Below are 25152 nucleotides of genomic sequence, written 5' to 3'. Positions count from 1 at the left end.
TAAGTGATGGAGACACAAGATCTCTTAAGTAAAATACGTAGAATCGAGATTAAGTCTAGGCGACTTTCACAGAATATATTCTCTGGTGAGTATCGCTCGGCCTTTAAGGGACGAGGTATGTCTTTTAGTGAGGTGCGGGAGTATCAGCTGGGGGATGATGTGAGGGATATCGACTGGAATGTGACCGCCCGCTATGCTCGACCTTATATCAAGGTGTATGAGGAGGAGCGTGAGCTGACGATGATGCTTCTGGTGGATGTCTCTGAGAGTGGACTTTTCGGTACGGTGGAGCGGACCAAGCGTCAGCTGATTGCTGAGGTGGCGGGAACGCTCGCTTTTAGCACCATTACTAATAATGATAAGGTGGGGGTGATCTTTTTCTCCGATAGAGTGGAGAAGTACATTCCACCAAGTAAGGGAAGGAAGCACGTGCTCCATATCCTCACGGAGATTTTGCGTCTGGAGCCTAAGGGTAAAGGGACCAACTTATCTGAGGCACTCATCTTTGCCAATAATGTGCAGAAGAAGCAGTGTACGCTCTTTATCCTCTCCGACTTTATTGATGAGAGTGAATATGAGTCAACCCTCAATGTGGTGAGCCGTAAGCACCAAGTATTGGCAATGCAGGTCTTTGATCCGAAGGAGGCTGAGCTCCCCAATGTGGGGTTGCTACGAGTGCAGGATGCAGAGAGTGGCGAGGTGACGATGATTGATAGTTCGTCCAAGCGGATTCGTGAGATGTATCGTAGCTACTGGGAGCAGCTCACCAATCGGATGAGGGAGGCACTCACTAAGTATGATATCACCTTTGTGAGTATGCCGACCAATCAGGATTATGTGCCGGCACTGCAACGACTATTTAATAAGAGTATTCGGTGAAACATAGGATATATATAAAATGTATAGGGTGGCTGATGGCGCTACTTCTTACCCCTCTCTCTCTCTTGGCAATGGAGGATGGAGGGGAGGTGCGCATTATCCCTACATTGGAGCGGTCGGCCATCTTGATCGGTGAGCAGGTGAAGCTCAATGTGAAGGTGGTCTATCCTCGCTCGGAGATGATGCGGCTAGTGCTGCCAGAGGATACGTTGGTATCGGGTGTGGAGATCATAGAGAGTCAGTTGGTGGATTCTACTATGATTAATGATCGGCTACAAGAATTGATTTATGATGTGGTGCTCACCTCCTTTGACTCTGCCAACTATCAGCTCAGAAATATTTCTGCACTGGTAGGCGACTCATTATATACTGCGGGTGACCAATTGAGCTTGGTGGTGAATACGGTGCCCGTGGACCTGGAGCACCCCGACCAATACGCCGATATTAAGGGGCAGTGGAAACCCCCATTCGTTTGGCAAGACTACCTCATCTATCTCTATATCATTTTGGCCATTATTGCACTTGGCGTGGCAACGTACTTCCTAGTGAGGTATCTAAAGAAACGAAAGAAGAGTGTCGATGAGGTACGTGAAGAGGTGCCACTACTTGATCCTTATGAGGAGGCGATACAGAGTGTGGCGTCCCTGAAGAGTGAGGAGCTTTGGCAGCAGAATAGGGTGAAGGAGTACTATACTAGGCTCACAGATATCCTGCGTCGCTATATCTTCCGTGTCTATGGTATCACCACACTGGATATGACTAGTGCGGAGATATTAGAGGCCTTTAAGTCGCAAGTAGGTCGAGATAAGATGTATACCGAGCTTGTAAGGATCTTGGAGACAGCCGACTTGGCTAAGTTTGCAAAGTATCAGCCTGCCTCGGATGAGAATATTAGCTTGCTCTCTGCTTCTGTAGCATTCATAGAGGCACAAAGGGAGGCACAAAGGCCTTCGGAGACTACGGAGGAGAAGAGTGTAGAAGAGGGAGGAGGTGTGGAGCCATGACGTTTGCTCATCCTTATTTCTTTCTATTATTGCTGCTAGTGCCTCTTGCAGTATGGCTTTACCTATGGCGAGAGAAGCGACCAGCTACCTTTACGCTCAGCACTATTGGTGCCTTTAGAGGGCGTAAGGTGTCGTGGCGTACACGGCTCTGTTGGTTACCTTTTGCATTGGCATTATTGGCATTTATCTCTGGGGTGGTGGCTTTGGCACGCCCACAGAGTAGCAATGCCTATTCTACAGAGAGTACGGAGGGGATTAATATTGTGTTGGCACTCGATATCTCGGGGAGTATGTTGGCAAAGGACTTGCAACCCAACCGTTTTGAAGCGGCAAAGAGTGTGGCTGGGGAGTTTGTCAGCTCTCGCCCTTATGATAATATCGGGTTGGTGGTCTTTGCGGGTGAGAGCTATACACAGTGCCCACTTACTACCGACCATGCAGTGCTCCTCAATATGATCAATGGTGTGGAGATGGGGCTGGTGAATGACGGTACCGCAATAGGTAGTGGACTAGCAACGGCAGTGAATCGCCTCAAAGAGATCAAGGAGGGGAGTAAGGTGGTGATACTCCTTACGGATGGTACCAATAACTCTGGTACTATTGCCCCTGTGACCGCTGCTGAGATCGCTGCTAGCTTTGGGATACGCGTTTATACCATTGGGGTAGGGACTATGGGGGAGGCACTTTATCCAATTCAGACTTATCTGGGGGTAGAGTATGTCAGTATGCCTGTGGAGATTGATGAAGTGAGCCTTAAGCAGATAGCTTCTGCTACTGGAGGTCAGTATTTTCGAGCTACCGACAACAATAGCTTGCACAAGATATATGAGGAGATAGATCAGCTGGAGAAGGTGAAGCTAAAGGTGGAGAGTTTCACCCAAAAGGAAGAGCTATTTCCACCCTATCTATGGGCTGCTCTGATACTGTTGTTTGCAGCACTATTACTTCGTAGTACGCTATTTAGGAGGATGCCATAATGAGATTTTTACACCCATATATACTTTTCCTTTTGCTGCCATTGCTGGTGGTGGCTCTCTTCCTCGTATGGAGAATGAGCCGTCAGCGAAAGGAGCTGAAGAAGTTTGGTGAGACCGAATTGGTGCGTCTCTTGATGCCCGATCTTTCCCTACGGCGTAAGTTGGCAAAGGACTTGGTGCTTATACTCAGTCTATCGATGCTGGTGGTGGCACTTGCTCGACCCCAAATGGGCTCTAAGAGTGAGACGGTAAAGCGTGAGGGCATTGAGTTGATGGTAGCGATGGATATCTCCAACTCTATGCTTTCGGACGATGTGAAGCCCAATCGCTTGGCTCGTGCTAAAGCAATCGTTTCGAGAATTATTGACAAGCTGGATAATAATAAGATTGGTCTGGTATTCTTTGCGGGGGATGCTTATGTGCAGCTCCCAATCACAGGGGATATGATTTCGGCCAAGATGTTTTTGGATAATGCCTCTCCCGATCTCATTCAGGTGCAGGGTACTCAATTAGAGCAGGCGATTCGGCTATGTGTACGTAGCTTCTCAAGTGATGAAAAGGTGAAGCGTGCCATCGTATTGATTACCGATGCCGAGAATCATGAGGGCAATGTGCTTTCGGCGATTGAGGAGGCGAAGAAACAGGGGATCTTGGTCAATGTGCTAGGCGTTGGCTCTACTGACGGAGGCCCCATCCCTATGCCGGAGGGTGGTTACCTCCAAGATGCCGAGGGCAAAATGGTGATTACGAAGCTCAATGAGCAACTTGGAATGGAGATGGGCACTGCTTCAGGGGGTATCTACGTGCGTGCCAGTGATGTGTCACAGTCTGTAAGAGCCTTGGAGGAGGCCCTCAACAAATTGGAGCAGGCGGAGTTGGAGATGAAGGTTTATACCGCTTATAATGAGCTGTATTATATCCCTTTATTACTCGGATTGCTTCTGCTGTGGATTGATTTCTTATTGCTCGACCGGAAGAATAGATACTTTAGACGGGTGCAACTCTTTGAGCGTACCTCAGCTAAAAGTAAGGAATGATGAAAAGAATATTATTGTTATTAGGTTTACTGGTCTCCTTTTCCCTCTCTGGCTATGCCCAGAAAGAGGTGCGTCAGTTGGCAAGGAGTGGCAATAAACTCTTTCAAAAGGAGCAGTACGATAAGGCGGAGCTGGAGTACCGCAAGGCATTGGAGATAAATCCAAGTGACAAGGTGGCGAACTTCAATCTCGCCAATACCCTTGTGCGTACGGAGCGAGGCGAAGAGGCGGATAAGATCTACCAGGAGATGCTTAAGGAGATAAAGATACTCCCGAAGGATGAGGCGGCTGATGTGGCTCATAATGCTGGTAACTTGGCGATGGCGAAGAAGGACTATGCCAAGGCTATTGAGATGTATAAAGAGTCGCTCCGACGTCGACCAACCGATGAGGAGACGCGTTACAACCTTGCTCTTGCTCAAAAGCTCTTGGAGCAACAGCAGCAAGATAATAACGAGGAGAATCAAGATAATAAGGATAATCAAGAGCAGCAGCAACAGGACAACCAGCAACAGCAGAATCAGCAGGATCAACAGCAAGACCAGCAGAAGGACCAGCAGAAGGACCAGCCTAATAAGCAGCAAGAACAGCCTCAAAATGCTGAAACAATGAGCCAAGACAATGCGGAGAAGATCCTTCAAGCCTATCTACAAGACGAGAAGGATACGCAGCGTAAGGTGGAGCAGATGAAGCAGCAACAGCAAAGGGGCAAAAAGTCAAGACCTAAAAATTGGTGATGATGATACGATTCAATCGATATATATTATTGGTAGTCTTTACTCTGCTCTCCCTGAATGTGTGGGGGCAGGATAAGGTGGCTTTTGATGTGGAAGTGCCGAGCCATATTATAGCAGGACGCCCATTTAGAGTGGTCTTTTCAGTAAATGCATCTGCCAAGAATATCAACTTTAATGCACCGTCGGGGCTGGAAGTGGTCTACGGACCGGCCGTGAGTAGCAGTTCGAGTATGAGCATCGTGAATGGTAAGCGAAGCTCTAGCCGAACCACTAGTTTTACTTACACACTTCTAGCGGAGAAAGAGGGCAATTACGTCCTCCCGGAAGCAAAGGTAGAGGTTTCTGGTGCCACTTATCGTACCGCTTCCCGGCGCATTACCGTATTTGGAGCGGATACAGATACGGAGGTGAATAATGGCGGAGCCAACTCCTCTCCTAGTATTTCGGCTGAGGATCTCTACATCGTAGCTATCCCTAGCAAAACTCAAGTGTATGAGCAGGAGGCGGTTCAGATTACTTATAAGCTCTATTCACGATTAGAGAATACTCAGTTTTCCAACTTCTCCTTTCCAGATTACGAGGGATTTGTACAATACGTACAGGATGATGGCTCTCAAGCCTACTTCGAGGCGGAGCAAGTCAATGGGAAACTATACTATGCTGCCACTTTTCACTCGGTAGTACTCTACCCGCAGAGAGCAGGCAAATTAGTCATTAAGCCGGCAGAGTTTGAGATGGTCGTGAGTATGCCGATCTCTAACCCCAAGCGAGATATCTTTGATGCCTTCTTTGATAACTTCCAGCAGCTACGTAAGAAGATCAAGACAAAGCCTGTGACGATCGATGTAAAGGCATTGCCACAGCCTAAACCCGATAACTTCTCGGGAGCGGTGGGGCAGTACTCTCTTAATATGGAGGTGCCTACTAAGGTGCTCAAGACCAATGAGAGTTTTACAATGAAGATGTCGCTGGAGGGCAAGGGGAATATCAAACTAGCTAAGATTCCTGAGCCCATTTTCCCTGAAGGTTTTGATACCTACGACCCAAAGGAGAGCGATGATACTGGCGTAAGAGGTGGTGAGACACGAGGAACAAGAGCAAAGGAGTACTTTGCCGTGCCAAAGCATGTGGGTGACTTCGTGATACCAGCTATCCCCTTTACCTACTTTGACCCTGCCAAGGGGCAGTATGAAACCATCACACTCCCCGAAACAAAGGTGCATGTGGATAAGGGTGAAGCGACAGATGTCTCTGCCGTGACAGGTCTCTCCAATAAGGAGGATGTGAAGTATCTAGGTAAGGATATCCGTTACCTCAAAGGGTCAAAGCGAACCACCACACTTAATAAGACCAATGGCACACTCTATCTTGTTGCCTATATTGCCCTTGTAGTACTACTGCTCGTAGCTATCTTGATAGATCGGAAAAAGGAGGCTTACATGGCTGATACCGCATCTAATCGGAGCCGACGTGCCGGTAAGATGGCACGGAAGTACCTCAAGATAGCCTATCAGATGAGGAATAAGGGCGAAGACTCGGCCTACTACGAGGCTCTCCTGAAGGGGTTGAGTGACTTCTTAAGTGCTAAGTTGCATATCCCACTCTCGGAACTATCCAAAGAGAACATTGCGACTGCCATGAAGGAGCGTGGAGCCAGTGATGAGCTAGTAGAGAAGGCGATACAGACGCTAAGCACATTGGAAGTGGCACGCTACTCTCCTAGCGAAACGGAGGAGCGTGAGCAACTCTATGATCAGGCCGCTTCTGTGATAGATGGGGTACAGAAATTAAAAGGGAAGTGATGTTATGAGACGCAAACTACTATATTCTTTATCGCTGCTATTCCTCAGCCTACCACTCTTCGCCTCTTCGTTTCAGGAGGGAGTGGCAGCCTACAGTGATGCCGATTATCCTAAAGCAATTGAATGCTTTACTAAAGCACTTGAGGAGGGGGAACCATCGGCGGAGATATACTATAACTTAGCCTCGGCTTACTACAAGAATAATGACCTACCACTCGCTATCCTCAACTTTGAGCGAGCCTATCGAATCGACCCTTCCGACGGGGATACCCGATTCAATCTTGAGCTGGTCAGCTCCCAGATTGTAGATGATATGGAGCCCACTCCTAGGCTCTTCCTGAGCCGTTGGTGGGATGATATCTCACACTGGTGCTCACTCTCAGCATGGAGGATGTTGGGGCTTATCTTTTTTGTCCTTGTGCTGGTTGGACTGTTCTTCTACTTCAGAGGACGTAGCAGGTCGCAACGGCAGATAGGGTTTTACGGAGGATTGGTTGCCCTTTTACTCACCATCCTGACCAATGCCCTTGCCTATCGCTCCTATCTTTTTACGCATGAAGATAAGGAGGCGATACTAACGAGCAGTATCATCACCGTAAAGAGCTCCCCCGATGCCTCTGCCAAAGATATTGTGGTGGTGCATGGAGGCCTAAAGGTGGTAACACAGCAGACACTCTCGGGGTATACCGAGATCAAACTCCCCGACGGTACAGTCGGATGGGTGCCCAACAATACCTTTGAAATCATTAATAACTTTCGCTAAATAAATATGGTAGAATCCCTTGTTAGTCTAGAGCGTGATGCTTTTTTGTGGCTCAATAGTCTCCACAGTCTCTACTTAGATAGTGTGATGTACTTCATCTCGGATAAGTGGCCATGGATCGTGTTCGTGGTGCTCTTCCTCGTATTGATGTCTTATAAGCAGAAAAAGGGAGAGGTGATCCTCTTCTTGCTTGGGATTGTGCTATTAGTGGTTTTGGCGGATGGCCTTTCATCGGGTATCATCAAGCAGATATTCCAGCGTGAGCGGCCTACGTACCACCCACTGACTGAGGACGTAGTGAAAACAGTGCTAGGGCATCGAGGAGGTGGCTATGGCTTTGTCTCAGGTCACACTACCAACTTTTTCGCCTTCTCACTTTTTGCCTCGTTGGTCGTAAGGCACCGACTATTTACAATTGTTTCTTTCATTGTGGCGGCTACGGTGGCCTACTCACGTATCTATCTAGGTATGCACTTCATTACCGACGTGTTGCCCGGCCTGTTACTCGGTTTGGCTTGTGGCTGGGTCTGCTATTGGCTCTATAGTGAGAGTCGGGTTGCATTTCTCGATGTGCCACGCCGAGAGGCACGACACAGCTTTGTCCGTCCGATCGGTCGAAGGCAGACAGTAGGTATTCTAATGGCTTCCTTCTTTGTCTTGATTTGGATTACAGCACCCTTTTTCTTTCAATTTTATAGCTAATATTTATGGATTATAAAGAGCTGGGTCGCGCTGTCAATCAATTTCCTATTACCGAAGATGTGATGGGGATTATTCCTATAGGCAATGGGCATATCAATGATACTTATGCCATTTCTGTGAATACTCCTGAAGGCGAGAGGCGTAAATACGTCTTGCAGCGAATTAATCACCAGATCTTTGAAGATGTAGAGACCCTTCAGAGCAATATATTTGCCGTCACTTCCCATATCCGGCGTCACCTAGAGCGGCAAGGAGAGAAGGATATTGATCGGAAGGTCCTCACCTTTATCAAGACAAAGGATGGTAAGAACTATGCCTCTGTAGAGGAAAATAGGTGGCGCTTGTGCTACTATATCAAGGGGAGTAAGAGCTATGAAAGTGTGTCGCCCAAGCTAGCTTATGTAGCGGGAAAAGCCTTTGGCGAGTTCCACTCCATGCTCTCCGATCTACCTGAGGGGCAGTTGGGCGAAACCATTCCCAACTTCCACAATATGAGCTTCCGCCTACAGCAGTTTAGAGATGCGGTAAACGAAGACAGAGTAGGTCGTGTGGCAGAGGTACAGGATTTGATAGAAGAGATAGAGCAACGTGCCGAGGCGATGACGGTGCAAGAGCGTCTCTACCAAAATGGTTCTCTCAAGCTTCGCACCAATCACTGCGATACCAAGGTCAATAATATCCTCTTCGATGAAGCTACCGACGAGGTGCTCTGCGTGATAGACCTAGACACCGTGATGCCCGGATTTGTACTCTCCGATATTGGCGACTTTATCCGTACCGCGGTGAATAGTGGTGAAGAGGATGATGAAAACCTCTCCAATATCCAAGTCAATATGCCAGTCTTTGAGAGCTATATTCGTGGATATATGGAGGAGGCCAAGGCATTCCTAACAGCTGTAGAGATAGAGTTGTTGCCTTATGGTGGTAGACTGCTCACCTATATGCAGACCGTTCGTTTCCTCACCGATTACATCAATGGCGATACCTACTACAAAACGCATAAGCCAAAGCACAACTTGATACGCACCCGTGCCCAATTTGAGTTCCTTCTCAAGTTGGAAGAAAAGCAAAAGGAGATGGACCATTTTATGAAGAGCTGGCTATAAGCGATGAAACCCAACGCCCCTAAAACCCATCCTCTGAAAAGAGTAATCAAAAGCTTCCATTATGCCCTTCGGGGTATATGGGAGCTTTTTCTCTATACGCCCAACGCACGTATCCACCTCCTTTGTGCGATAGCAGTGGTGATATTGGCAGCAATACTAGGTGTGAGCAAAGTAGAGTGGTTGATTCTTGTACTCACCATTTTCCTGGTATTCTCTATGGAGGCGATGAATAGTGCCCTTGAGAAGCTGGCAGATAGAGTGAGTTTGGAGTACTCTCCACTTATCCGCGATGCCAAAGACTTAGCTGCAGGGGCGGTTCTACTCGTAGCTATTGGTGCAGTTATTGTAGGATTAATCATATTTATTCCCTATCTATTTTGAGCCTCATAGCAGATAAAAACTTGGTCGGCACCACTATCTGTGGTGATAGGATATACCTAGCTGGTGAGGCACTGGTAGTGGCTCTTGAAGGGCGTAAACGGGTGGCAAGTAGTTCGCCACTGAATGGAGGTTGCCGCGAAGGAATGAAGTACCTCTACAATTACTCCTACAGTAGCTCCCCATTGGTGCAGAATAAAGTGGTGACCAAAATGGAAGCTCCCAATCTGTGCGAGCATTATCAACTACTCACCAAAGAGCTTGGTTTACCAGTGGAGCAGACAGTGGCAATGGGAACCGCTGCGAAACTAGAAGAGCGTGCCGAGGTAATGGATTCCTTCCATGGAATTCAAGTAGAAGCTATCGTGACTGCTGGTATTGACCACAATGGTGGCCGAGCGGGCGACCCGCCCTCCTATGACGAACTGACTGGCGAGAATCTATTGCCACCCCCTGGTACCATCAATATCATGCTCTTTATAGATGCACAGCTACCAGAGGGGGTGTTGACACAAGCCATCATCACTGCTACAGAGGCCAAGAGTGCCGCACTACAAGAGTTGCAAGCTGGTAGCTGTTACTCACGTGGCTTAGCTACCGGTTCAGGCACCGATACCATTATGGTGGTCTCCAACCTAGAGGCGCCCACTATGCTCTATGATGCAGGATTGCATTCATGCCTAGGCTCTACTATCGGACGAGTGGTGAAGGAAGCAGTTCAAAAGGCACTTAAGTTTCACGGCATCGGGATGACGCCCCAGCGACAAGGCAGTTTGCTTTGGCAAGGTAAGCGGTTCGGGATCACTCATGACGCGCTCGAAAAGCGTTATATCGCCTTCTATGGAGTGGCTCCGCAGAGAGAGCAAATTGATCAATTACTGAATAGCAAAGAGGTGATCGCCTATATCGCTCCCTTGCTACACCTAAGAGAGCAGATGGGGTGGGGCTTAATCCCCAAAGAGACCTATCAAAGAGTCTTATCCGACTACCTCAATGCTTTTATCCAATCTCAAGGTAAAGGTCCCCTCGCTTCCCTGCTGGTAGAGCTCATCAAAGAACTCTAGCCTTTCCTATCGGATGCCTATGAGCTTATGCATCTGAAGGGATAGCGACCAACGAGGATCCTCCTCAATCAGTTGCTGGCAGTAACCGATGTTTTCAGCCACCACCCTATCCCCGTCAAAGATGGGTGAGAGGTAATAATGCATCGCCATTGGAAATCGTTCAATCTCAGGCAGAGGGTCCCCCATAGCTATCGGAAATCTCAGTTCCCCCACCACCCGATCATGGTAGTTCTCCGTCACCTTTTCCCACTTCACCTTGGGAGAGAGGGTAATATAGTCCAAACCTCTAGGAGCCAGCACCAGACCATTACTCTCAAGGGCTTGCCAGTAGCCAGCCGATTTGAAAAAATCCACCACCTCCTCCGTGAGTTGCAGAGTTGGTTCCCCCCCCGTCCAAAGAATGTTTTTGCAGGTCGGGTATCTCTTCTTGATCTCCTCCAGTAGCTCCTTTGGTGTGCACTCCATCTCCACTCGATCAAAAGCAGTGTCGCAGAAAGCGCAATTCAAGTTGCAGCCTACTAGTCGAATGAAAATCATCAGCCGACCACTATTCGCCCCCTCTCCTTGCAAGCTCTGAAAGAGCTCCACAATCCTCAGTCGATGCTCCATTATTCGTTAATGTGAGCTGTGGCAGCACATTTACGCGTCTCCTCCACACGGCACTCCACCAGTCTACAGCCCCATGGCTCTAGGAGGGGTGGGGCGATGGTCGATAGCATATATTGGGCAATGTTTTCCGCCGTTGGGTTAAAAGGCACTGCCACAATACTCTCGGGGCTCAGCTGCTCAAGCGTCGGCAGGTAGGGGTCCTCCACAAAGAGAAGAAAGCGATGGTCCCAATGCTCTTCCAGCCACTGGCAGAGCGTCTCCTTGATCACTGAAAAGTCCAGCACACGCCCCAGTTCGTCCAACCCCTCCATCGCCTCTATCACAAAGTAAAAGCGATAGTTGTGTCCATGGAGGTGGCGGCACTTACTCTCGTGATTCATCACCCTATGGCCGAAGCAGATATCGTGGTATCGCTCAGCCCTTATTCTGTACTCCTTTCCGTTCATAGGTAAGGTATTGGGTCTACAAGTCCATTATCCCTAAAGGCCTCCTGTCGTTCTCTACAGGTGGCACACGCTCCACACGCTTTCTCACCCCCCTTGTAACAGCTCCAGGTGTGGCTGTAATCCACCCCCAACTTAGTCCCAATCGCCACAATCTCTGTTTTAGAGAGCCCAGTATAGGGTGCCTCCACCCGCACGTGGTGGTAGGTCCCTTGCACCATCGCCTCATTCATTCCCTTGATAAAGGCCGCTGTACAATCGGGGTAAATATCATGGTCTCCAAAGTGATTGGCGATAAATACCTTGTCCATACCTCGGTCCTCAGCAAAGGCACAAGCGATAGAGAGCATCACCCCATTGCGAAAGGGGACCACCGTGCTCCGCATATTCTCCTCTTCATACTCCCCAGTAGGGATCTGCTCCGCCCCCTCTAATAGAGAGCTATGCATCATCTTCACAAAGTCCAAATCCACCACCCGGTGCTCAATACCAAGCCGCTTGCAGTGATACTCCGCACAAGGCACCTCTCGCGATTCATGGTTCGACCCATAGCGAAAGGTGAGTGCCAAACCGATCTCCTCCCGCTTATCATAGAGAAGCGTGATGCTATCCACACCTCCCGAAACTACTATAATTCCTTTCTTACTCATAACAGCTACAAAGATAAACAATAATTTTGAGGTGGAATGACTCTGCTTTTTAGCCAAATTTGATTTGGGTGCCCTTATTAGGCAAGACTGGAAAGTCGTGAGTTAGGAGACGCAGATTTTACAGGGTTTGCGTTTGCCCACCTCTGAAATTCTGACGGCTTTTATTCTTGCTTTACAGTTGTTGAGTCCTTTGCACTCCCTTCTCGCATGATAGGCCTTGGAGTATTTCCCTGTACAGATGTATACGGTTCGTGTTTGCTGACTCCTTATCTCTGTGGGGTTGGCGGTGACAGAGAATAAAAGCAGCAATAGGGTGACGGTTAAGGAGCGAGTAAAGCTGTTCGTAGTCATGGTCATCTGTTATCTAGTAAGTTGGAGGTCATTGTTCACATTTGATATAGACCTAACGATTACAAAGATACCAAAAACTGCACCGCTTTTCTATCATCTTTTCATGGATGATTCAGAGGTAGCGTATTAGAAAAACCTTATTGAGTGGTTTTCGTCTGAGTGTCTATACTTTTAGAAATAGAGGAAACAGTGTGTCTACTCTTTCAGGAATAACAGATGAGTAGTGTGTACTATAGTAGGAATGCGTTCTGGTAACAACGCTTCATTCCGTATGCGTGCGGAATACGTTCCGCAGGGCTACGGAATCCATTCCGCACGCATACGGAATACGTTCCGCAACCTAGCGGAATATCGGCGAACTGCAACGCTGGAATTATAATGATATATTTGACTATGTTTTGCTATGCTCTCATGACAGGGGTTACGCATTAGAAAGAGACTTAGAAGCGTCACTTGCACGAATGATCATTTACAAGTTGTAGAGGATAATGGGGTAAGAACCTCGGCAGAGGTCCCTCTTAAATAGGCACAGGTCGGAGGGGCAAAGCCCCGAACGACCTGTGTACAAGGGCATATTTTTCATCTGCTTGACCCCGGCTGAGGGGTCAGACCTAGATAAGGTTGTCCGACCCCTCAGCCGGGGTCGTAAGGGTGTTTTGCACATCGTTATACACAGGTCTTCGGCACTACGTGCCTTGACTTGTGCCTATTTAACACAGACCCCTCAGCCGGGGTCCTCCCCAATAGCACACCTGTGAATGACCTACGGCTAGGCTTATCTAATGCGTAACCCCTGTACACTTTATGCTGTCAATGGAGAGTATGCTCAAAATTGGTATCTTTGTTTGTAGTTTAATATTAAGAATTAGAATAGATATAGTATATGGCTTACGGTTTACTTAAGGGGAAAAGGGGAATTATCTTTGGTGCTCTGAATGAGCAGTCAATTGCGTGGAAGGTGGCACAGCGTGTGGTAGAGGAGGGGGCGAGCATTACCCTGACCAATACACCTGTAGCGATCAGAATGGGCACGCTTAATGACCTATCTCAGGAGACGGGGGCAAAGGTGATTGCCTGTGATGCAACGAGTGTGGAGGATCTTGAAAAGGTCTTTAGTGAAAGTATGGAAGCCCTTGGTGGTAAGATTGACTTTGTACTCCACTCCATTGGAATGAGCCCCAATGTGCGTAAGGGGATTCCTTATGATGATATCAATTATCCAAACTATACGAAGACGCTTGATATCTCGGCTCTTTCGCTTCACAAGATGCTGACCGTGGCAAAGAAGATGGATGCAATCAGTGAGGGAGGCTCCGTGGTGGCGTTGACTTACATTGCCGCACAAAGGAGTTTTGTGGGCTATAGCGATATGGCCGATGCCAAGGCACTCCTAGAGTCAATCACTCGCAACTTTGGGCTGATTTACGGCAGGGAGAAAGGGGTACGCATCAATACAGTGAGCCAATCTCCTACAGTGACTACTGCCGGTAGCGGTGTTGAGGGAATGAACCTCTTGCGTCACTTTGCCGAGAAGGTGTCGCCACTTGGAAATGCCGATGCGGATGATTGTGCCGACTATTGTGTAACACTCTTTAGTGACCTGACTCGAAAGGTGACGATGCAAAACCTTTTCCACGACGGAGGTTTCTCCTCTACTGGAATGAGTGCCGATGCCTTGGCTCAGTACACCAAAGGAGAGCTAGACAATATCGACTAATTGCTTATGGAGAGCCTACCGTTTATTGAATGGGCTTTGGAGAATCTCAATTATCTCACCATCATGCTCCTGATGGCGATTGAGAGCTCCTTTATCCCTTTCCCAAGTGAAGTGGTGGTGCCACCAGCAGCCTATATGGTGGCATCTGGTAGTAGTGATATGACCTTTGGCGGGGTGGCGATTTTCGCTACTCTCGGGGCACTGATTGGAGCCTTGATCAACTATCTAATTGGAGTATGGTTGGGCCGTCCGCTCGTGCATCGTTTTGCACGGAGTAGGGTGGGGGCTTTCTTCCTGCTTTCGGAGGAGAAGATCGTGAAGGCCGAGACCTACTTTGTTGAGCATGGTGCGATCTCTACGTTAGTTGGTCGTCTAGTGCCAGGCATTCGGCAGTTGATATCGATTCCTGCGGGAATGTCGGGGATGAAGGTTTCCCCTTTTCTTCTTTATACTGCGTTGGGTGCAGGTACATGGAACCTAGTGCTGGCTCTGATTGGTTGGTACTTGGAGAGCGTGGTGCCGCGAGAGGAGCTGATGCCTTATGTGGAGCGTTATAGCCATGAGATTGGCTTGGTTATCCTCGGTATTGTGGTACTAGCACTCCTCTATATGACGATTAAGGCACTTCGCCGTCCGAAGGAGAAAAGTGTATAATATTATATGATGACGATTGATTTCTGGGGCGATATTACCTGTCCCTTTTGCTATATCGGTGAGGTACTCTTGAAGCGCGAACTAGAGGCTGGTGGGTACGAAGATCAAGTAGAGGTGAGGTGGCGAAGCTGTCTATTGGCACCAGAGTTACCTCTTAATACCTCTTTTACATGGCTTGAGAGGATGGAGAAGGTGGAAGACCCTGAGGAGTTGCAACACTTCCAGAAGAGTCGATCGGTGCTGAATCATTTGGCGGAGAAGTATGGTCTGGAAAACAACCTAGAGTCCGCTTGGTCGCATAATTCTCAGAGGGCTGCAAGGCTTTTGAAGGTGGCTACGAAGGAGGGTCGAATGCTAGAGGTAGCAACTCTTTTTGGACGTGGTTACTTCTCGGAAGGAAGAGACTTTAGCAAGTTGGAGGAGCTGAAGCGGGTAGCAATAGAGGCCAATTTACCTGCAGAGGCTGTTGCTGGCGTACTTGAGGGTGACCTCTATCTATCGGAGGTGAAAGAGGATCAGGTACTTGCAGCTCAATATGCTTACAATTTTGTCCCTACTATTTACTTCGGTGATGAGGTGATGCTGGAGGGTGTCGTCACTCCCGAGCAGATTCGTGAGGCACTTCAAAAGACCTTAAAGTAAGAGGATGAGCATGGTCACTACACCCATGATGAGTGTGGCGATATTGGTGTAGCGGAGTAGTTTATTGAGGCTCTTCCCTCTGAGTCGATAGATTGCCATCACCCCATTGGCGTAGAGTGCCGCACCGAGTAATCCAATAATAATCGCTCCGAGCCAGCTTCCCTCTGTGATAAGTCCAATAACAATCAGCAGTAGCGATAGCACTGCATTAATGAGGTAGAGGAGGGGGCCCGACCTTTTGCCCATTCGAACAATCAACGTCAGTTTGTGGCTCTCTAAATCTTCCTCGTAGTCGCGATAGTTATTGCAGACTAGTATGTTGGTCTCCCACAACCCGATACCTAGTGCCAGCAAAAGTAGATATAGCTGGGCCCGAGCATCGGCAATGACGTAGTAGCTGACAAGGATAGGCACTAACCCATAGAAGATAACTACCGCAAGGTCGCCTAGTGCAGTCCTTGCCAATGAGTATTTCCCTGCGGAGTAGGCAATGGCACATAAAATAACTACTGCCCCTACCAGCAATAGCCACCATCCTCTTTGGAAGGCGAGAAATAAGCCTGATCCAGCACAAATGGAGAGCGAGATGCCTAGGGCAATGAGCATTTGCCGTGGGGTGACCTCTCCAGTGGAGAGAAGACGAGTGAATCCTAAGCGGTGGTCGGTATCCTCTCCGCTTTTATAGCCAAAGTAATCATTGGCGAAGTTGCTTGAGATCTGTGCCGATACCGCTACCACAAGGCAGAGAAGGAAGTAGCCCCATTGCATTACTCCGTCGCTTACTACGGCCCCTAGTAGAAGCAACATTGGTGCAACGGACGCCCCGAGTGTGTGGGGGCGTGTAGCATAAATCCATTTGTGAACCTGCTCGTTCATGATACCTCCTCGTGAAAGAGGTGCTTACTCAGTAGCTTCAGTGCTCTTACCTTGTCTTCACTACGAATCAAGATAGAAACGCCATAGTTGGAACCTCCGTAGGAGATCATTCGCACGGGAAGCTCACTTAGAGCCTCAACTACTCGGCTCTCAAAGCCTACATTCTTCCAATTCATATCGCCGACCACGCTGATGATGGTCATATCCTCATCTACGGAGACATCGGCAATCTTTCGTAGCTCTAGTAGAATCTCTTCAAGCCGATTGGTATTATCTATGGTGAGGGTGATGGCTACTTCACTGGTGGTGATCATATCCACGGCAGTCTGGTAGCGCTCAAAGGTCTCGAATACCTTCCGCATAAAGCCTTGGGCAAGAAGCATACGAGAGCTGAGGATACGAAGGGCTGTGATACCATCTTTTGCTGCGACTGCCTTTAGTGACCCCTCTTTGATGCGGTTGGAGATGATGGTACCTTTTGCCTCAGGCTCCATGGAGTTGAGCAACCGCACTGGTATATTTCTCATCTTAGCGGGGTGAATACAGGCGGGGTGCAGTATCTTTGCCCCAAAGTAGGCCAATTCGGCCGCTTCGTTGAAGTGCAGATGACGCACTGCTGTTGTATGGTCGACCACCCTCGGATCGTTATTGTGTAGCCCATCGATATCGGTCCAGATTTGTATCTCTTTGGCATCGAGAGCTGCACCTATCAGTGCTGCAGTGTAGTCACTTCCACCTCGCTTCAGGTTGTCTATCTCTAGGTAGGCATTCCGACAGATGTATCCTTCGGTAATGAAGAGACTTTGCTTAGGATAGTGGCTGAGTAGCTCAATGAGTTGCGACTGAATCTCAGGTAAATTGGGCTCGCCATGTTTGTTCGTTACCATATACTCCAGTGCGGGTAGCTTAATAGCTACGATCCCTCGCTCTGCTAGGTGGAGCCGCATCATCTCTACGGAGATGATTTCGCCTTGAGCCAATATCTGACGCTCCTCAAAGTCGGTAAAGTACTCCTCTTTGAAACTTCTGAGAAAGTTCATCTTCTCAGCAACGAAGGTCAGCGCTTCCTCTTTATGTTCGGGCTGAGAGTAGAGCTCCTCGATAACCACTTGATACTTCTCTTGTAGCTCCTGAATCTTATTCAGTGCTCCTTGGGTGTTGCTATTATTGAAGAGCTGGCTGATCTCTACCAGCATATTGGTGACCCCCGACATGGCACTTAATACCACCACTTTACGCTCGCTTCCACTGATGAGGTCGCCCACATTTCTTATCCGTTCGGCAGAACCTACAGAGGTGCCACCAAACTTCATCACTACTAGATCTGAAAAGGAAGTTGAGTTGTTATTCATTTCACTTTCAAGTCTATTATAAGTCCTGTTTCAACTGCATCTCTTGCAGCTTTCCTCCCTCTACCTTCACAATCCTTGCGGGGAACTTCTTCACGAGTGCGTAGTTGTGTGTGCTCATCAAGATTGAGGTTCCTGCCTCTCCGATTTCTCGTAAGAGCGTGATGATCTGCTCGCCCGTAATGGGGTCGAGATTGCCGGTGGGCTCATCTGCCAATATCATCTTTGGCTTATTGAGGAGGGCTCTAGAGATGACGATGCGTTGCTGCTCACCACCTGATAGTTCGTGGGGCATCTTGTAGCCTTTACTCTCTAGCCCTACCTGCTCTAGTACTTCGGAGATTCGCTTTTGGATTAGCTTTTTATCTTTCCACCCAGTTGCTCTGAGTACAAACTCTAGGTTTTTCACCACAGAGCGGTCGGTAAGCAGTTGGAAGTCTTGAAATATGATGCCCAGCTCTCTTCTTAGGAAAGGGATCTGCTTACGCTTTATGTGCTTTAGGTCAAAGTCGCCAAATCGTCCCTCTCCCTCTGAAATTGGGAGGTCGGCGTAGATGGACTTCAGAAGTGTTGACTTTCCTGATCCTACACGACCAATCAAATAGACAAATTCTCCTGGTTGCACCACAAGTGAAGCCCCATTTAGGATGATATTCTCCTCACGCTTCACGATGATATTTTGCAGTGATAGTAATGCTTGTTCCGACATCTCTTTATTCTTTTACTTCTCCTATTGTATCTCGCTCAACTCTGCTAAACGAATGACAAATTTACCTATTTCCTCTCACATTGCTTGTGAGATTCCTAAGGATCGCTCCAAAAGCTGCTCCCGAAGGCTCAAATCCAATACCGATAGAGTCGCTGAGACTTTGGTATCTCGCATGCTGGCTCACTTCAAATGGAACCACCGCAATCACCTCGCCATCGCACTCTAGGACTGGGCAAAATGGTCTGTAGTACTCTGGAAGTCCCTTTTCACCCAAATACCTAAAGAGTGATTTGCTCCCCGACTTCATGCCAAAAGGGGTAAAGCGATCCTCTTTACGTCCTATACGTACCACCACCTCTCTCTCTGCAAAGTCTTGGTGAAGTCGCAGTGCTACTGACCCGAGTCTATTCCACTGAATGGCTCCAATTTGTGGATGGTTCCAACGGTCGGATAGTTGCTCGGTGGGGTATTCCTCAACTGGTTCGGTGATGAGGTAGAGCTTATCACGATAGACTTCGGCATAGCTAGAGCCAAAGGTAAATGTGATGGTCTTGGGATTGTCCCAACTATTAATGAGATCTTCAGCTTGCGTGGGGGTAAAACCGTGGTCGAGGAGCCACCTTTTGAAGAGATAGGGTTCCTCTACATTCCGAATATCTAGGCTCTGCTCCTCGGTATTGAAATGCCGTGATGCAAATTGCTTTGTTGCTTGCTCAATGTACTCTTGCTCCTCTCGGAAGTGGGCCATACTCTCTAGCAGAGAGCTAGGAAAGGAGGGGTTGAGTTGCTCAAAGCTAGGCAGTAGCTGGTGCCTAATATAATTGCGCTTGATGGTGGTATCGTAGTTGGTGCTATCAGTGACATAATCAAGCTGGTGAGCAGAAAGGTACGCCTCCAATTCGCTTCGCCACGTGGTGAGAAAGGGTCTGAATAATTGGCCAGAGACTACCTGCATTCCTGCCAACCCCTTACCACCAGTGCCTCTGGAGAGGTTGAGGAGAGCCGTCTCTATCTGATCATTAGCATGATGCCCCACTGCGATCCAAGCACATTGATGGGCATTTCGTAGTTCCTCAAATAGTTCATAGCGAAGCTCTCTTGCTGCCATTTCTATGGAAATCCCAGCTTCTCTTGCCCTGCCATAAGTATCAACGTCTGCAAAGTGGCACTCAGCCTCAGGAAGTTTTTTGGCCAGATAGTCCGCAACGAACTGCGCATCCCGATCACTCTCCTTACCCCTTAGGTGGAAGTTGATGTGGACCACCACAAGTTTATAACCCATGTAGTAAAGGAGGTGGGAGAGTGCGATGGAGTCGGCTCCACCGCTCAGTCCCACGAGTACTTTATCCTTTTCATTGAGGACCTCTCGGATAATGGCTCTTGCTTTGGCCAGCACAGTCTTAGTACCTTAGTTTAAGCGGAGTTTGTCGTCCCTTATTGATATCGCTAGTTAGCTCGCTGTGGTTGGCCGGTTTCACAGGGGCACTCTTACCACCACCTTCAATAAAAGCCTTCACGCGTGGCAACTCCTCTTGAATCTTCTTGATGCGATTGGCATCGTTAGGGTGCGTACTCCAGAAGTCAGATTGCTGCGCTTTCCCTTTATTGTCCCCAGCCATATTGGTCCAAAATTGAACCGCTTGATTGTAGTCATACCCTGCAATAGCCATCAGGTAAAGACCTATGATGTCGGCCTCGTACTCATGCTTGCGACTGTAGGGTAGGGTAAAGAAGGCTGTGGAGCCTACATCGTATAGAATTCCTCCCATCTGCTGAGTGAGGCCACCCTTGCCTGCTAGAAGCAAACTGAGTGCCCCAGCTCCATACTGCTTAAGAATCTGCTGACTCATCCGCTCATTGGCGTGTTTGGCAACGGCGTGAGCTACCTCGTGCGAGATAACGGTAGCGAGTTGGTCATCAGTTTTAGCAATAGGTAAAATGCCCTCATACACCACAATCTTACCTCCTGGCATACAAAAGGCATTGATTTGTCGGTCAGCAATGAGGTTGAATTCCCATCTGTAGTTATCTGCGTCGGCAGCCATCCCCACACTCCTTAGGTAGGTGTCTGTTGCCTTGGCTATTCTCTGTCCAATCGCTACGACACGTTGGGTCTGTTTAGGGTCCTTGCTCTTTGGGGCTTTAGAAATAAATTGAGCATATTGTGCAAAGCTAGTGGAGAGCACTTGTGAATCGGGTACCAAGTCGATTCGATTCCTGCCACTAATGGCTACTGTTGAGCAACTGCCAATACCGATAGTTAGCAGTATTCCTATGATCGTAATCTTAATTCTATTCATAATATCTACATCGTTAGTTGAATGTCCTTATTATTCTTCAAAGGTATTCATTTTTTTTGAGTTACCGTAATTCAAAAATTGTGTACTTTTGTCCTGATGAAGATGTATAGTCGGTTTAGCCCCTATCGGTGGCGTGTTTTTAGAAGGTTGAGGTATGGACGTGGAAGAGGAGTACATTCGCCCAAAGGGTATGCGATGATTCTTTCGCTAATTCGTCCGTATGCCATCTATTATCACTTTGAGCAGTATCCAAAACTATTTGCCAGCCCATTAGCACGCTTGGTTTATCGCTTGGTGGCTCGCTGTGATCTGGATGCAGTGGTGCTTCCAGTGGGAGACCCATTGATAGAGGTGGTGAAGTTGGCAAAGTCTACCCTTCAGGTCAGCTCTCAACCTTCCCCACTTTTAGGGCGAACGCTATGCATAGCACGTGGTATGGAAAGACTACCCTCTCTTGAGGAACTCAATAATGGACTGTTGCTTTTCTTGCCCAGGCCAACTACAAGGGCGCAGATAAAAGAGTGGGTTGAAAAGCTACCCTCAGGGCTGATATTAGACCTTTACGAGGCAATATTGGTGGTGGATATGCCGAGAGTTAAGTATCTTTACAGAACGACAATGTAGTAAACTATATAAATGAGATATTATGGAAGAGAAAGAGATAAAGAAAAGTTCCGTTTATACGCGATCTGGTGACAAGGGAAAGACTTCCCTAATGAGTGGCCAACGGGTCTCTAAAGGTTCGCTGAGGCTGAATACTTATGGTACGGCCGATGAACTCAATTCGTTTGTGGGGTTGCTGCGGGCGTTGACTCCTACCGAGATAGGTCAGGATGCGACACTCGAGATGATTCAGGATCGACTCTTTACGTGTGGTGCCTACTTGGCAGCCGACTTTAGGGGACAAAAGCGGGAGTATGACGTCCCTTCGGGTGTCACCCCTGAGGATATCCTCCACTTGGAGCGTCAGATCGATATTATGGACTCTCAGCTCCCAAAGCTGAAGGAGTTTATTCTCCCTGCTGGTGGTCAAGCCGCTAGTGTTGCCCACATCTGTAGGACGGTAGCAAGGCGTACCGAAAGGGTGATTTATCAACTCCTCGATGCCGACCCTGAAGCAGAGATAGAGGCTGGCGTAAAGAACTTTATCAATCGTCTGAGCGACTACTTCTTTGTGCTGGCACGCGTTTTGGCTCGCCACGAAAATGGTGAGGAAGTCACTTGGAAGCGCTTTAGAGATTAAGCTGATCCCGAGTGAAGGTCTACTTTAGCCGTTTCGTTCCTTTTCGCCCCTTCATCGCGATCAATCTGCTAGGTTGGATCGTAGTGAGAAGTGATCATCGTGGTAAAGTCGATGAGTTTCTTATCCGGCACGAAAAGATTCATACAGCACAGATGCGAGAACTCCTTTATGTGGGCTTTTATCTCATCTATGCTGTTGAGTGGTTGGTACGCCGAATAGCCGGAGGTGCTGGAGCTTATTGGCGAATTGGCTTTGAACGTGAAGCCTATGCCTACCAGTCTCAACCCTCATACCTTCAAGAGCGAAAGCACTTTGCGTGGCTCAGCTATTGGCGTGGAAGGTAGAGCCACTCTCTACGCTACGTATATATGTGCAGGGATTACGCATTAGAAAGAGTCCTGCATCTCATACACTGTACAACATTAACAACTTATATTCACCAAAGCTACTGATAGGCTAGAAGGACCTCCGCGAGGAGGTCCGACGGATCCTAGCCCCCATGTCGGAGGGGCGTTAGCCCCGAACGACTGGGGGTTAACGGTCATTCCCTCCCCTATCCCACGACCCCTTGCGGGTCGGACAACCGCATCAGATTAATTCTGGAATGGATTGTCCGACCCACAAGGGGTCGAATGGTGGGAGCGGTTTTTCACCCCTAGTCATCGGCTCTACGAGCCTCGACTAGGGGCTAGAATCCGTCTGCCCTTCCACAAGGGGAGGTCATTAATGGTAAGACCTTCTAATGCGTAACCTCTACTATATGTGTGTCGTTTATAGTCTGTTTCTTTACTTTTAAGTAACTTTGCCCCATATATGAGGGTAGATATACTGACCGTTTTGCCAGAGATGTTGGAGGACTTTGTGCATACCTCCATCCTTAAGAGAGCCCAAGATAAGGGGCTGGCTGAGATTTACGTGCACAATCTTAGAGACTACACCACCGATAAGTGGCGTAGGGTGGACGACTATCCATTCGGCGGTGCTGCTGGTATGGTGATGCAGATTGAGCCGGTGGACAATGCCATCAAAGCCCTGAAGCAGGAGCGTAGCTATGACGAGGTGATCTATACCTCGCCCGATGGCGAAATCTTAACGCAACCATTGGCAAATACTCTCTCTTTGGCACAAAATATCATCATCCTTTGCGGTCACTATAAAGGTATCGACCACCGTATTCGTGAGCATCTCATTACTCGAGAAATATCCATTGGCGACTTTGTACTTACTGGGGGCGAGCTCCCAGCTGCCGTTATCACCGATGCCGTGGTTCGCCTTATACCTGGTGTGCTAGGCGATGAACAGAGTGCACTGAGCGATTCTTTCCAAGACAACCTTTTGGCTCCGCCCATCTATACCCGCCCTGCAGATTACCAAGGCTGGAAGGTGCCAGAGGTACTGCTCTCAGGCAATCCTGCCAAGATCGAGGCATGGGAAATGGAGCAGGCACTTGAAAGGACGCAGAGACTGAGACCTCATCTATTGGAGAAAAGAGAAATTGACAACTGATAATAGTGATATAGATTATGCTTGATAAGATTATCATCCTAGACTTTGGGTCGCAGACGACTCAGCTGATTGCTCGTCGCATACGCGAATTAGGCGTCTATTGTGAGGTGCACCCATACCATTTTGTTCCTAAGACCGAGGAGAGCCTCAAGGGTATTATCCTCTCTGGTAGCCCTTACTCCGTCTCTCAGCCAGAGGCGTTTCGGATAGATCTTAGCAAGCTACCCAAGGTGCCTCTATTGGGGATCTGCTATGGGGCTCAGTTCATCGCTAGTCAGTTGGGTGGAGCAGTAGGGAAATCTGCTACTCGTGAGTATGGAAGGGCTCACTTGGATATTCTCGCCGAGGATCCCCTTCTCAAAGGACTTTCCTCCAAGAGTACCGTTTGGATGTCACACAGTGATACCATTACACAACTTCCTACAGATGGCCAGCGATTAGCAAGTACCGAGACGATCGAAAATGCTGCTTATCGTATTAAGGGCAAGGAGATTTGGGGTGTGCAATTCCATCCCGAGGTGGCACACTCGGAAGAGGGAACTAAATTGCTAGACAACTTCCTTGCTATCTGCAAAGTGGCTAAGGAATGGACCCCTGCATCATTTGTCGAGAGCACGGTGGCAGAGCTAAGAAAGCAGCTCGGAAGTGACAAGGTGCTACTCGCTCTAAGTGGTGGTGTGGACTCTAGTGTAGCAGCAGTTTTGCTCAATAAAGCAATTGGCGACCAATTGACCTGTATCTTCGTGGATCATGGTTTACTTCGCAAGGGAGAGTTTGAGCAAGTGCTGGACGATTATAAGCATCTCGGACTGAATGTTAAGGGGATAGACGCAAAGGATTACTTTTTCCGTCAACTTGCCGGCGTCTCTGATCCAGAGAAGAAACGCAAGATTATTGGCAAAGGCTTCATTGATGTCTTTGAGGTAGAGGCGAGCAAGATCCAAGATGTCAAGTGGTTGGCACAAGGAACGATTTACCCCGATGTGATTGAGTCGATCTCAATAACAGGGCAAGTGATTAAGAGCCACCACAATGTGGGCGGTTTGCCAGCAAAGATGAAGCTGAAGTTGGTGGAGCCTCTACGGCTGCTCTTTAAGGATGAAGTACGAAAGGTAGGCCTCGAACTGGGTATGAAGCACGATATGATTTTCCGTCATCCATTCCCTGGCCCAGGTTTAGGCATCCGTGTCTTAGGTGATATTACCCCCGAAAAAGTGCGGATTATTCAGGAAGCAGACCATATATATATATCACTACTCAAGGAGTGGGGGCTTTATGAAGAGGTATGGCAAGCTGGAGCCATCTTATTACCCATCCGCTCAGTTGGTGTGATGGGCGACGAGCGTACTTACGAGTATGTATGTGCCTTGAGAGCTGTCACCTCCATCGATGCAATGACGGCCGATTGGGCGAAGCTCCCTCACGAGTTCCTCGCCAAGGTCTCCAATGAGATCATTAATAATGTTAAGGGCATCAATCGTGTAGTCTACGACTGCTCCTCCAAGCCACCAGCAACCATTGAGTGGGAGTAATCTTCAATATCCACTAAATATATTATGCGGAATATACCTCGGTATGTTCCGCATATTTTTTAGCAGTAAGTTTTTATCTGATACAGTTACAGAGAATGTTGCACGAAGTGCCATTCTCGCAC

General features: G+C 48.3%; 27 protein-coding genes. 19 read left to right on the top strand and 8 right to left on the bottom strand.

The window, feature by feature from the left end:
• The first annotated feature begins 6 nt into the window (after positions 1-6).
• Genes HMPREF3027_RS08245 through HMPREF3027_RS08195 form a run of 11 tightly spaced genes read left to right on the top strand, consistent with a single transcriptional unit; the run spans position 7 to position 10449 of the window.
• The gene (locus HMPREF3027_RS08245) at positions 7-879 is read left to right on the top strand and encodes a DUF58 domain-containing protein (RefSeq protein ID WP_018028775.1); all 873 of its coding nucleotides are present in this window, start codon (positions 7-9) and stop codon (positions 877-879) included.
• A 35-nt stretch (positions 880-914) separates the two neighbouring features.
• A complete protein-coding gene (locus HMPREF3027_RS08240; protein ID WP_070708040.1) occupies positions 915-1883 on the top strand; it encodes a hypothetical protein in 969 nt (322 codons plus the stop codon).
• On the top strand, positions 1880-2860 hold the full coding sequence (locus HMPREF3027_RS08235; protein WP_070708038.1) for a vWA domain-containing protein: 981 nt from the start codon (positions 1880-1882) through the stop codon (positions 2858-2860). The genes HMPREF3027_RS08240 and HMPREF3027_RS08235 overlap by 4 nt, the downstream gene beginning before the upstream one ends.
• A complete protein-coding gene (locus tag HMPREF3027_RS08230) occupies positions 2860-3897 on the top strand; it encodes a vWA domain-containing protein (RefSeq protein WP_083317567.1) in 1038 nt (345 codons plus the stop codon). The genes HMPREF3027_RS08235 and HMPREF3027_RS08230 overlap by 1 nt, the downstream gene beginning before the upstream one ends.
• On the top strand, positions 3894-4634 hold the full coding sequence (locus HMPREF3027_RS08225; protein WP_244401265.1) for a tetratricopeptide repeat protein: 741 nt from the start codon (positions 3894-3896) through the stop codon (positions 4632-4634). Before HMPREF3027_RS08230 ends, HMPREF3027_RS08225 begins: the two co-directional genes overlap by 4 nt.
• The gene (locus HMPREF3027_RS08220) at positions 4634-6436 is read left to right on the top strand and encodes a BatD family protein (RefSeq protein ID WP_070708034.1); all 1803 of its coding nucleotides are present in this window, start codon (positions 4634-4636) and stop codon (positions 6434-6436) included. Before HMPREF3027_RS08225 ends, HMPREF3027_RS08220 begins: the two co-directional genes overlap by 1 nt.
• Positions 6437-6440: 4 nt before the next feature.
• Positions 6441-7199, top strand: coding sequence for a tetratricopeptide repeat protein (locus HMPREF3027_RS08215; protein WP_021903570.1), 759 nt, complete (start codon positions 6441-6443; stop codon positions 7197-7199).
• Positions 7200-7205: 6 nt separating this feature from the next.
• Positions 7206-7901: a phosphatase PAP2 family protein gene (locus HMPREF3027_RS08210; protein ID WP_070708033.1), complete on the top strand. Its 696-nt coding sequence runs from the start codon at positions 7206-7208 to the stop codon at positions 7899-7901.
• Positions 7902-7906: 5 nt separating this feature from the next.
• Positions 7907-9007: a phosphotransferase enzyme family protein gene (locus tag HMPREF3027_RS08205; RefSeq protein WP_070708031.1), complete on the top strand. Its 1101-nt coding sequence runs from the start codon at positions 7907-7909 to the stop codon at positions 9005-9007.
• A 3-nt stretch (positions 9008-9010) separates the two neighbouring features.
• Positions 9011-9388 (top strand): diacylglycerol kinase, encoded by a 378-nt coding sequence (locus tag HMPREF3027_RS08200; protein WP_070708029.1) that lies wholly within the window; start codon positions 9011-9013, stop codon positions 9386-9388.
• Positions 9385-10449, top strand: a complete 1065-nt coding sequence (locus tag HMPREF3027_RS08195) for an adenosylcobinamide amidohydrolase (RefSeq protein ID WP_070708027.1) — start codon at positions 9385-9387, stop codon at positions 10447-10449. The genes HMPREF3027_RS08200 and HMPREF3027_RS08195 overlap by 4 nt, the downstream gene beginning before the upstream one ends.
• Before the next feature lie 6 nt (positions 10450-10455).
• On the opposite strand, the gene HMPREF3027_RS08190 is transcribed toward HMPREF3027_RS08195, so the two are convergent.
• Genes HMPREF3027_RS08190 through queC form a run of 3 tightly spaced genes read right to left on the bottom strand, consistent with a single transcriptional unit; the run spans position 10456 to position 12151 of the window.
• Positions 10456-11058: a 7-carboxy-7-deazaguanine synthase QueE gene (locus HMPREF3027_RS08190; protein ID WP_070708025.1), complete on the bottom strand. Its 603-nt coding sequence runs from the start codon at positions 11056-11058 to the stop codon at positions 10456-10458.
• Complete coding sequence (locus HMPREF3027_RS08185; protein ID WP_070708023.1) at positions 11058-11504, bottom strand: 6-pyruvoyl trahydropterin synthase family protein; 447 nt, start codon at positions 11502-11504, stop codon at positions 11058-11060. Before HMPREF3027_RS08185 ends, HMPREF3027_RS08190 begins: the two co-directional genes overlap by 1 nt.
• Positions 11501-12151 carry a 7-cyano-7-deazaguanine synthase QueC gene (gene queC, locus HMPREF3027_RS08180; protein WP_070708022.1) on the bottom strand — a complete coding sequence of 217 codons (651 nt, stop codon included), beginning with the start codon at positions 12149-12151 and terminating at the stop codon, positions 11501-11503. Before queC ends, HMPREF3027_RS08185 begins: the two co-directional genes overlap by 4 nt.
• A 1234-nt stretch (positions 12152-13385) precedes the next feature.
• On the opposite strand from queC, the gene HMPREF3027_RS08175 reads away from it, so the two are divergent.
• Genes HMPREF3027_RS08175 through HMPREF3027_RS08165 form a run of 3 tightly spaced genes read left to right on the top strand, consistent with a single transcriptional unit; the run spans position 13386 to position 15515 of the window.
• Positions 13386-14219 carry an enoyl-ACP reductase FabI gene (locus HMPREF3027_RS08175; protein WP_070708021.1) on the top strand — a complete coding sequence of 278 codons (834 nt, stop codon included), beginning with the start codon at positions 13386-13388 and terminating at the stop codon, positions 14217-14219.
• 6 nt (positions 14220-14225) lie between these two features.
• Positions 14226-14873 carry a DedA family protein gene (locus tag HMPREF3027_RS08170; RefSeq protein WP_070708019.1) on the top strand — a complete coding sequence of 216 codons (648 nt, stop codon included), beginning with the start codon at positions 14226-14228 and terminating at the stop codon, positions 14871-14873.
• Positions 14874-14879: 6 nt separating this feature from the next.
• On the top strand, positions 14880-15515 hold the full coding sequence (locus tag HMPREF3027_RS08165; protein ID WP_070708017.1) for a DsbA family oxidoreductase: 636 nt from the start codon (positions 14880-14882) through the stop codon (positions 15513-15515).
• Here HMPREF3027_RS08165 and menA read toward each other — a convergent pair.
• From menA to HMPREF3027_RS08140, 5 genes are all read right to left on the bottom strand, one after another.
• Entirely contained in the window at positions 15507-16391 is an 885-nt protein-coding gene (gene menA, locus HMPREF3027_RS08160; protein ID WP_070708015.1) for a 1,4-dihydroxy-2-naphthoate octaprenyltransferase, read from the bottom strand. The genes HMPREF3027_RS08165 and menA overlap by 9 nt on opposite strands.
• Positions 16388-17743: an aspartate kinase gene (locus HMPREF3027_RS08155; RefSeq protein ID WP_070708013.1), complete on the bottom strand. Its 1356-nt coding sequence runs from the start codon at positions 17741-17743 to the stop codon at positions 16388-16390. The genes menA and HMPREF3027_RS08155 overlap by 4 nt, the downstream gene beginning before the upstream one ends.
• 16 nt (positions 17744-17759) lie before the next feature.
• Entirely contained in the window at positions 17760-18449 is a 690-nt protein-coding gene (locus HMPREF3027_RS08150) for a cell division ATP-binding protein FtsE (protein ID WP_070708011.1), read from the bottom strand.
• A 61-nt stretch (positions 18450-18510) separates the two neighbouring features.
• Entirely contained in the window at positions 18511-19845 is a 1335-nt protein-coding gene (gene tilS, locus HMPREF3027_RS08145) for a tRNA lysidine(34) synthetase TilS (RefSeq protein ID WP_070708009.1), read from the bottom strand.
• A gap of 4 nt (positions 19846-19849) precedes the next feature.
• Positions 19850-20749 (bottom strand): M48 family metallopeptidase, encoded by a 900-nt coding sequence (locus HMPREF3027_RS08140; protein WP_070708007.1) that lies wholly within the window; start codon positions 20747-20749, stop codon positions 19850-19852.
• Positions 20750-20845: 96 nt separating this feature from the next.
• On the opposite strand from HMPREF3027_RS08140, the gene HMPREF3027_RS08135 reads away from it, so the two are divergent.
• From HMPREF3027_RS08135 to guaA, 5 genes are all read left to right on the top strand, one after another.
• Positions 20846-21373: a hypothetical protein gene (locus HMPREF3027_RS08135; RefSeq protein ID WP_070708006.1), complete on the top strand. Its 528-nt coding sequence runs from the start codon at positions 20846-20848 to the stop codon at positions 21371-21373.
• Positions 21374-21395: 22 nt separating this feature from the next.
• Positions 21396-21992, top strand: coding sequence for a cob(I)yrinic acid a,c-diamide adenosyltransferase (locus tag HMPREF3027_RS08130; protein ID WP_244401282.1), 597 nt, complete (start codon positions 21396-21398; stop codon positions 21990-21992).
• Positions 21993-22003: 11 nt separating this feature from the next.
• Positions 22004-22336, top strand: coding sequence for a hypothetical protein (locus HMPREF3027_RS08125; RefSeq protein WP_070708004.1), 333 nt, complete (start codon positions 22004-22006; stop codon positions 22334-22336).
• Positions 22337-22805: 469 nt separating this feature from the next.
• Positions 22806-23498 (top strand): tRNA (guanosine(37)-N1)-methyltransferase TrmD, encoded by a 693-nt coding sequence (gene trmD / locus HMPREF3027_RS08120; RefSeq protein WP_070708002.1) that lies wholly within the window; start codon positions 22806-22808, stop codon positions 23496-23498.
• 17 nt (positions 23499-23515) lie between these two features.
• Positions 23516-25030 carry a glutamine-hydrolyzing GMP synthase gene (gene guaA / locus HMPREF3027_RS08115; protein ID WP_070708000.1) on the top strand — a complete coding sequence of 505 codons (1515 nt, stop codon included), beginning with the start codon at positions 23516-23518 and terminating at the stop codon, positions 25028-25030.
• Positions 25031-25152 lie beyond the last annotated feature (122 nt).

This window comes from Porphyromonas sp. HMSC077F02, assembly GCF_001815465.1.
In the GTDB taxonomy this organism is placed as follows: domain Bacteria; phylum Bacteroidota; class Bacteroidia; order Bacteroidales; family Porphyromonadaceae; genus Porphyromonas_A; species Porphyromonas_A somerae.
This window is presented reverse-complemented; position numbering and strand designations above follow the sequence as displayed.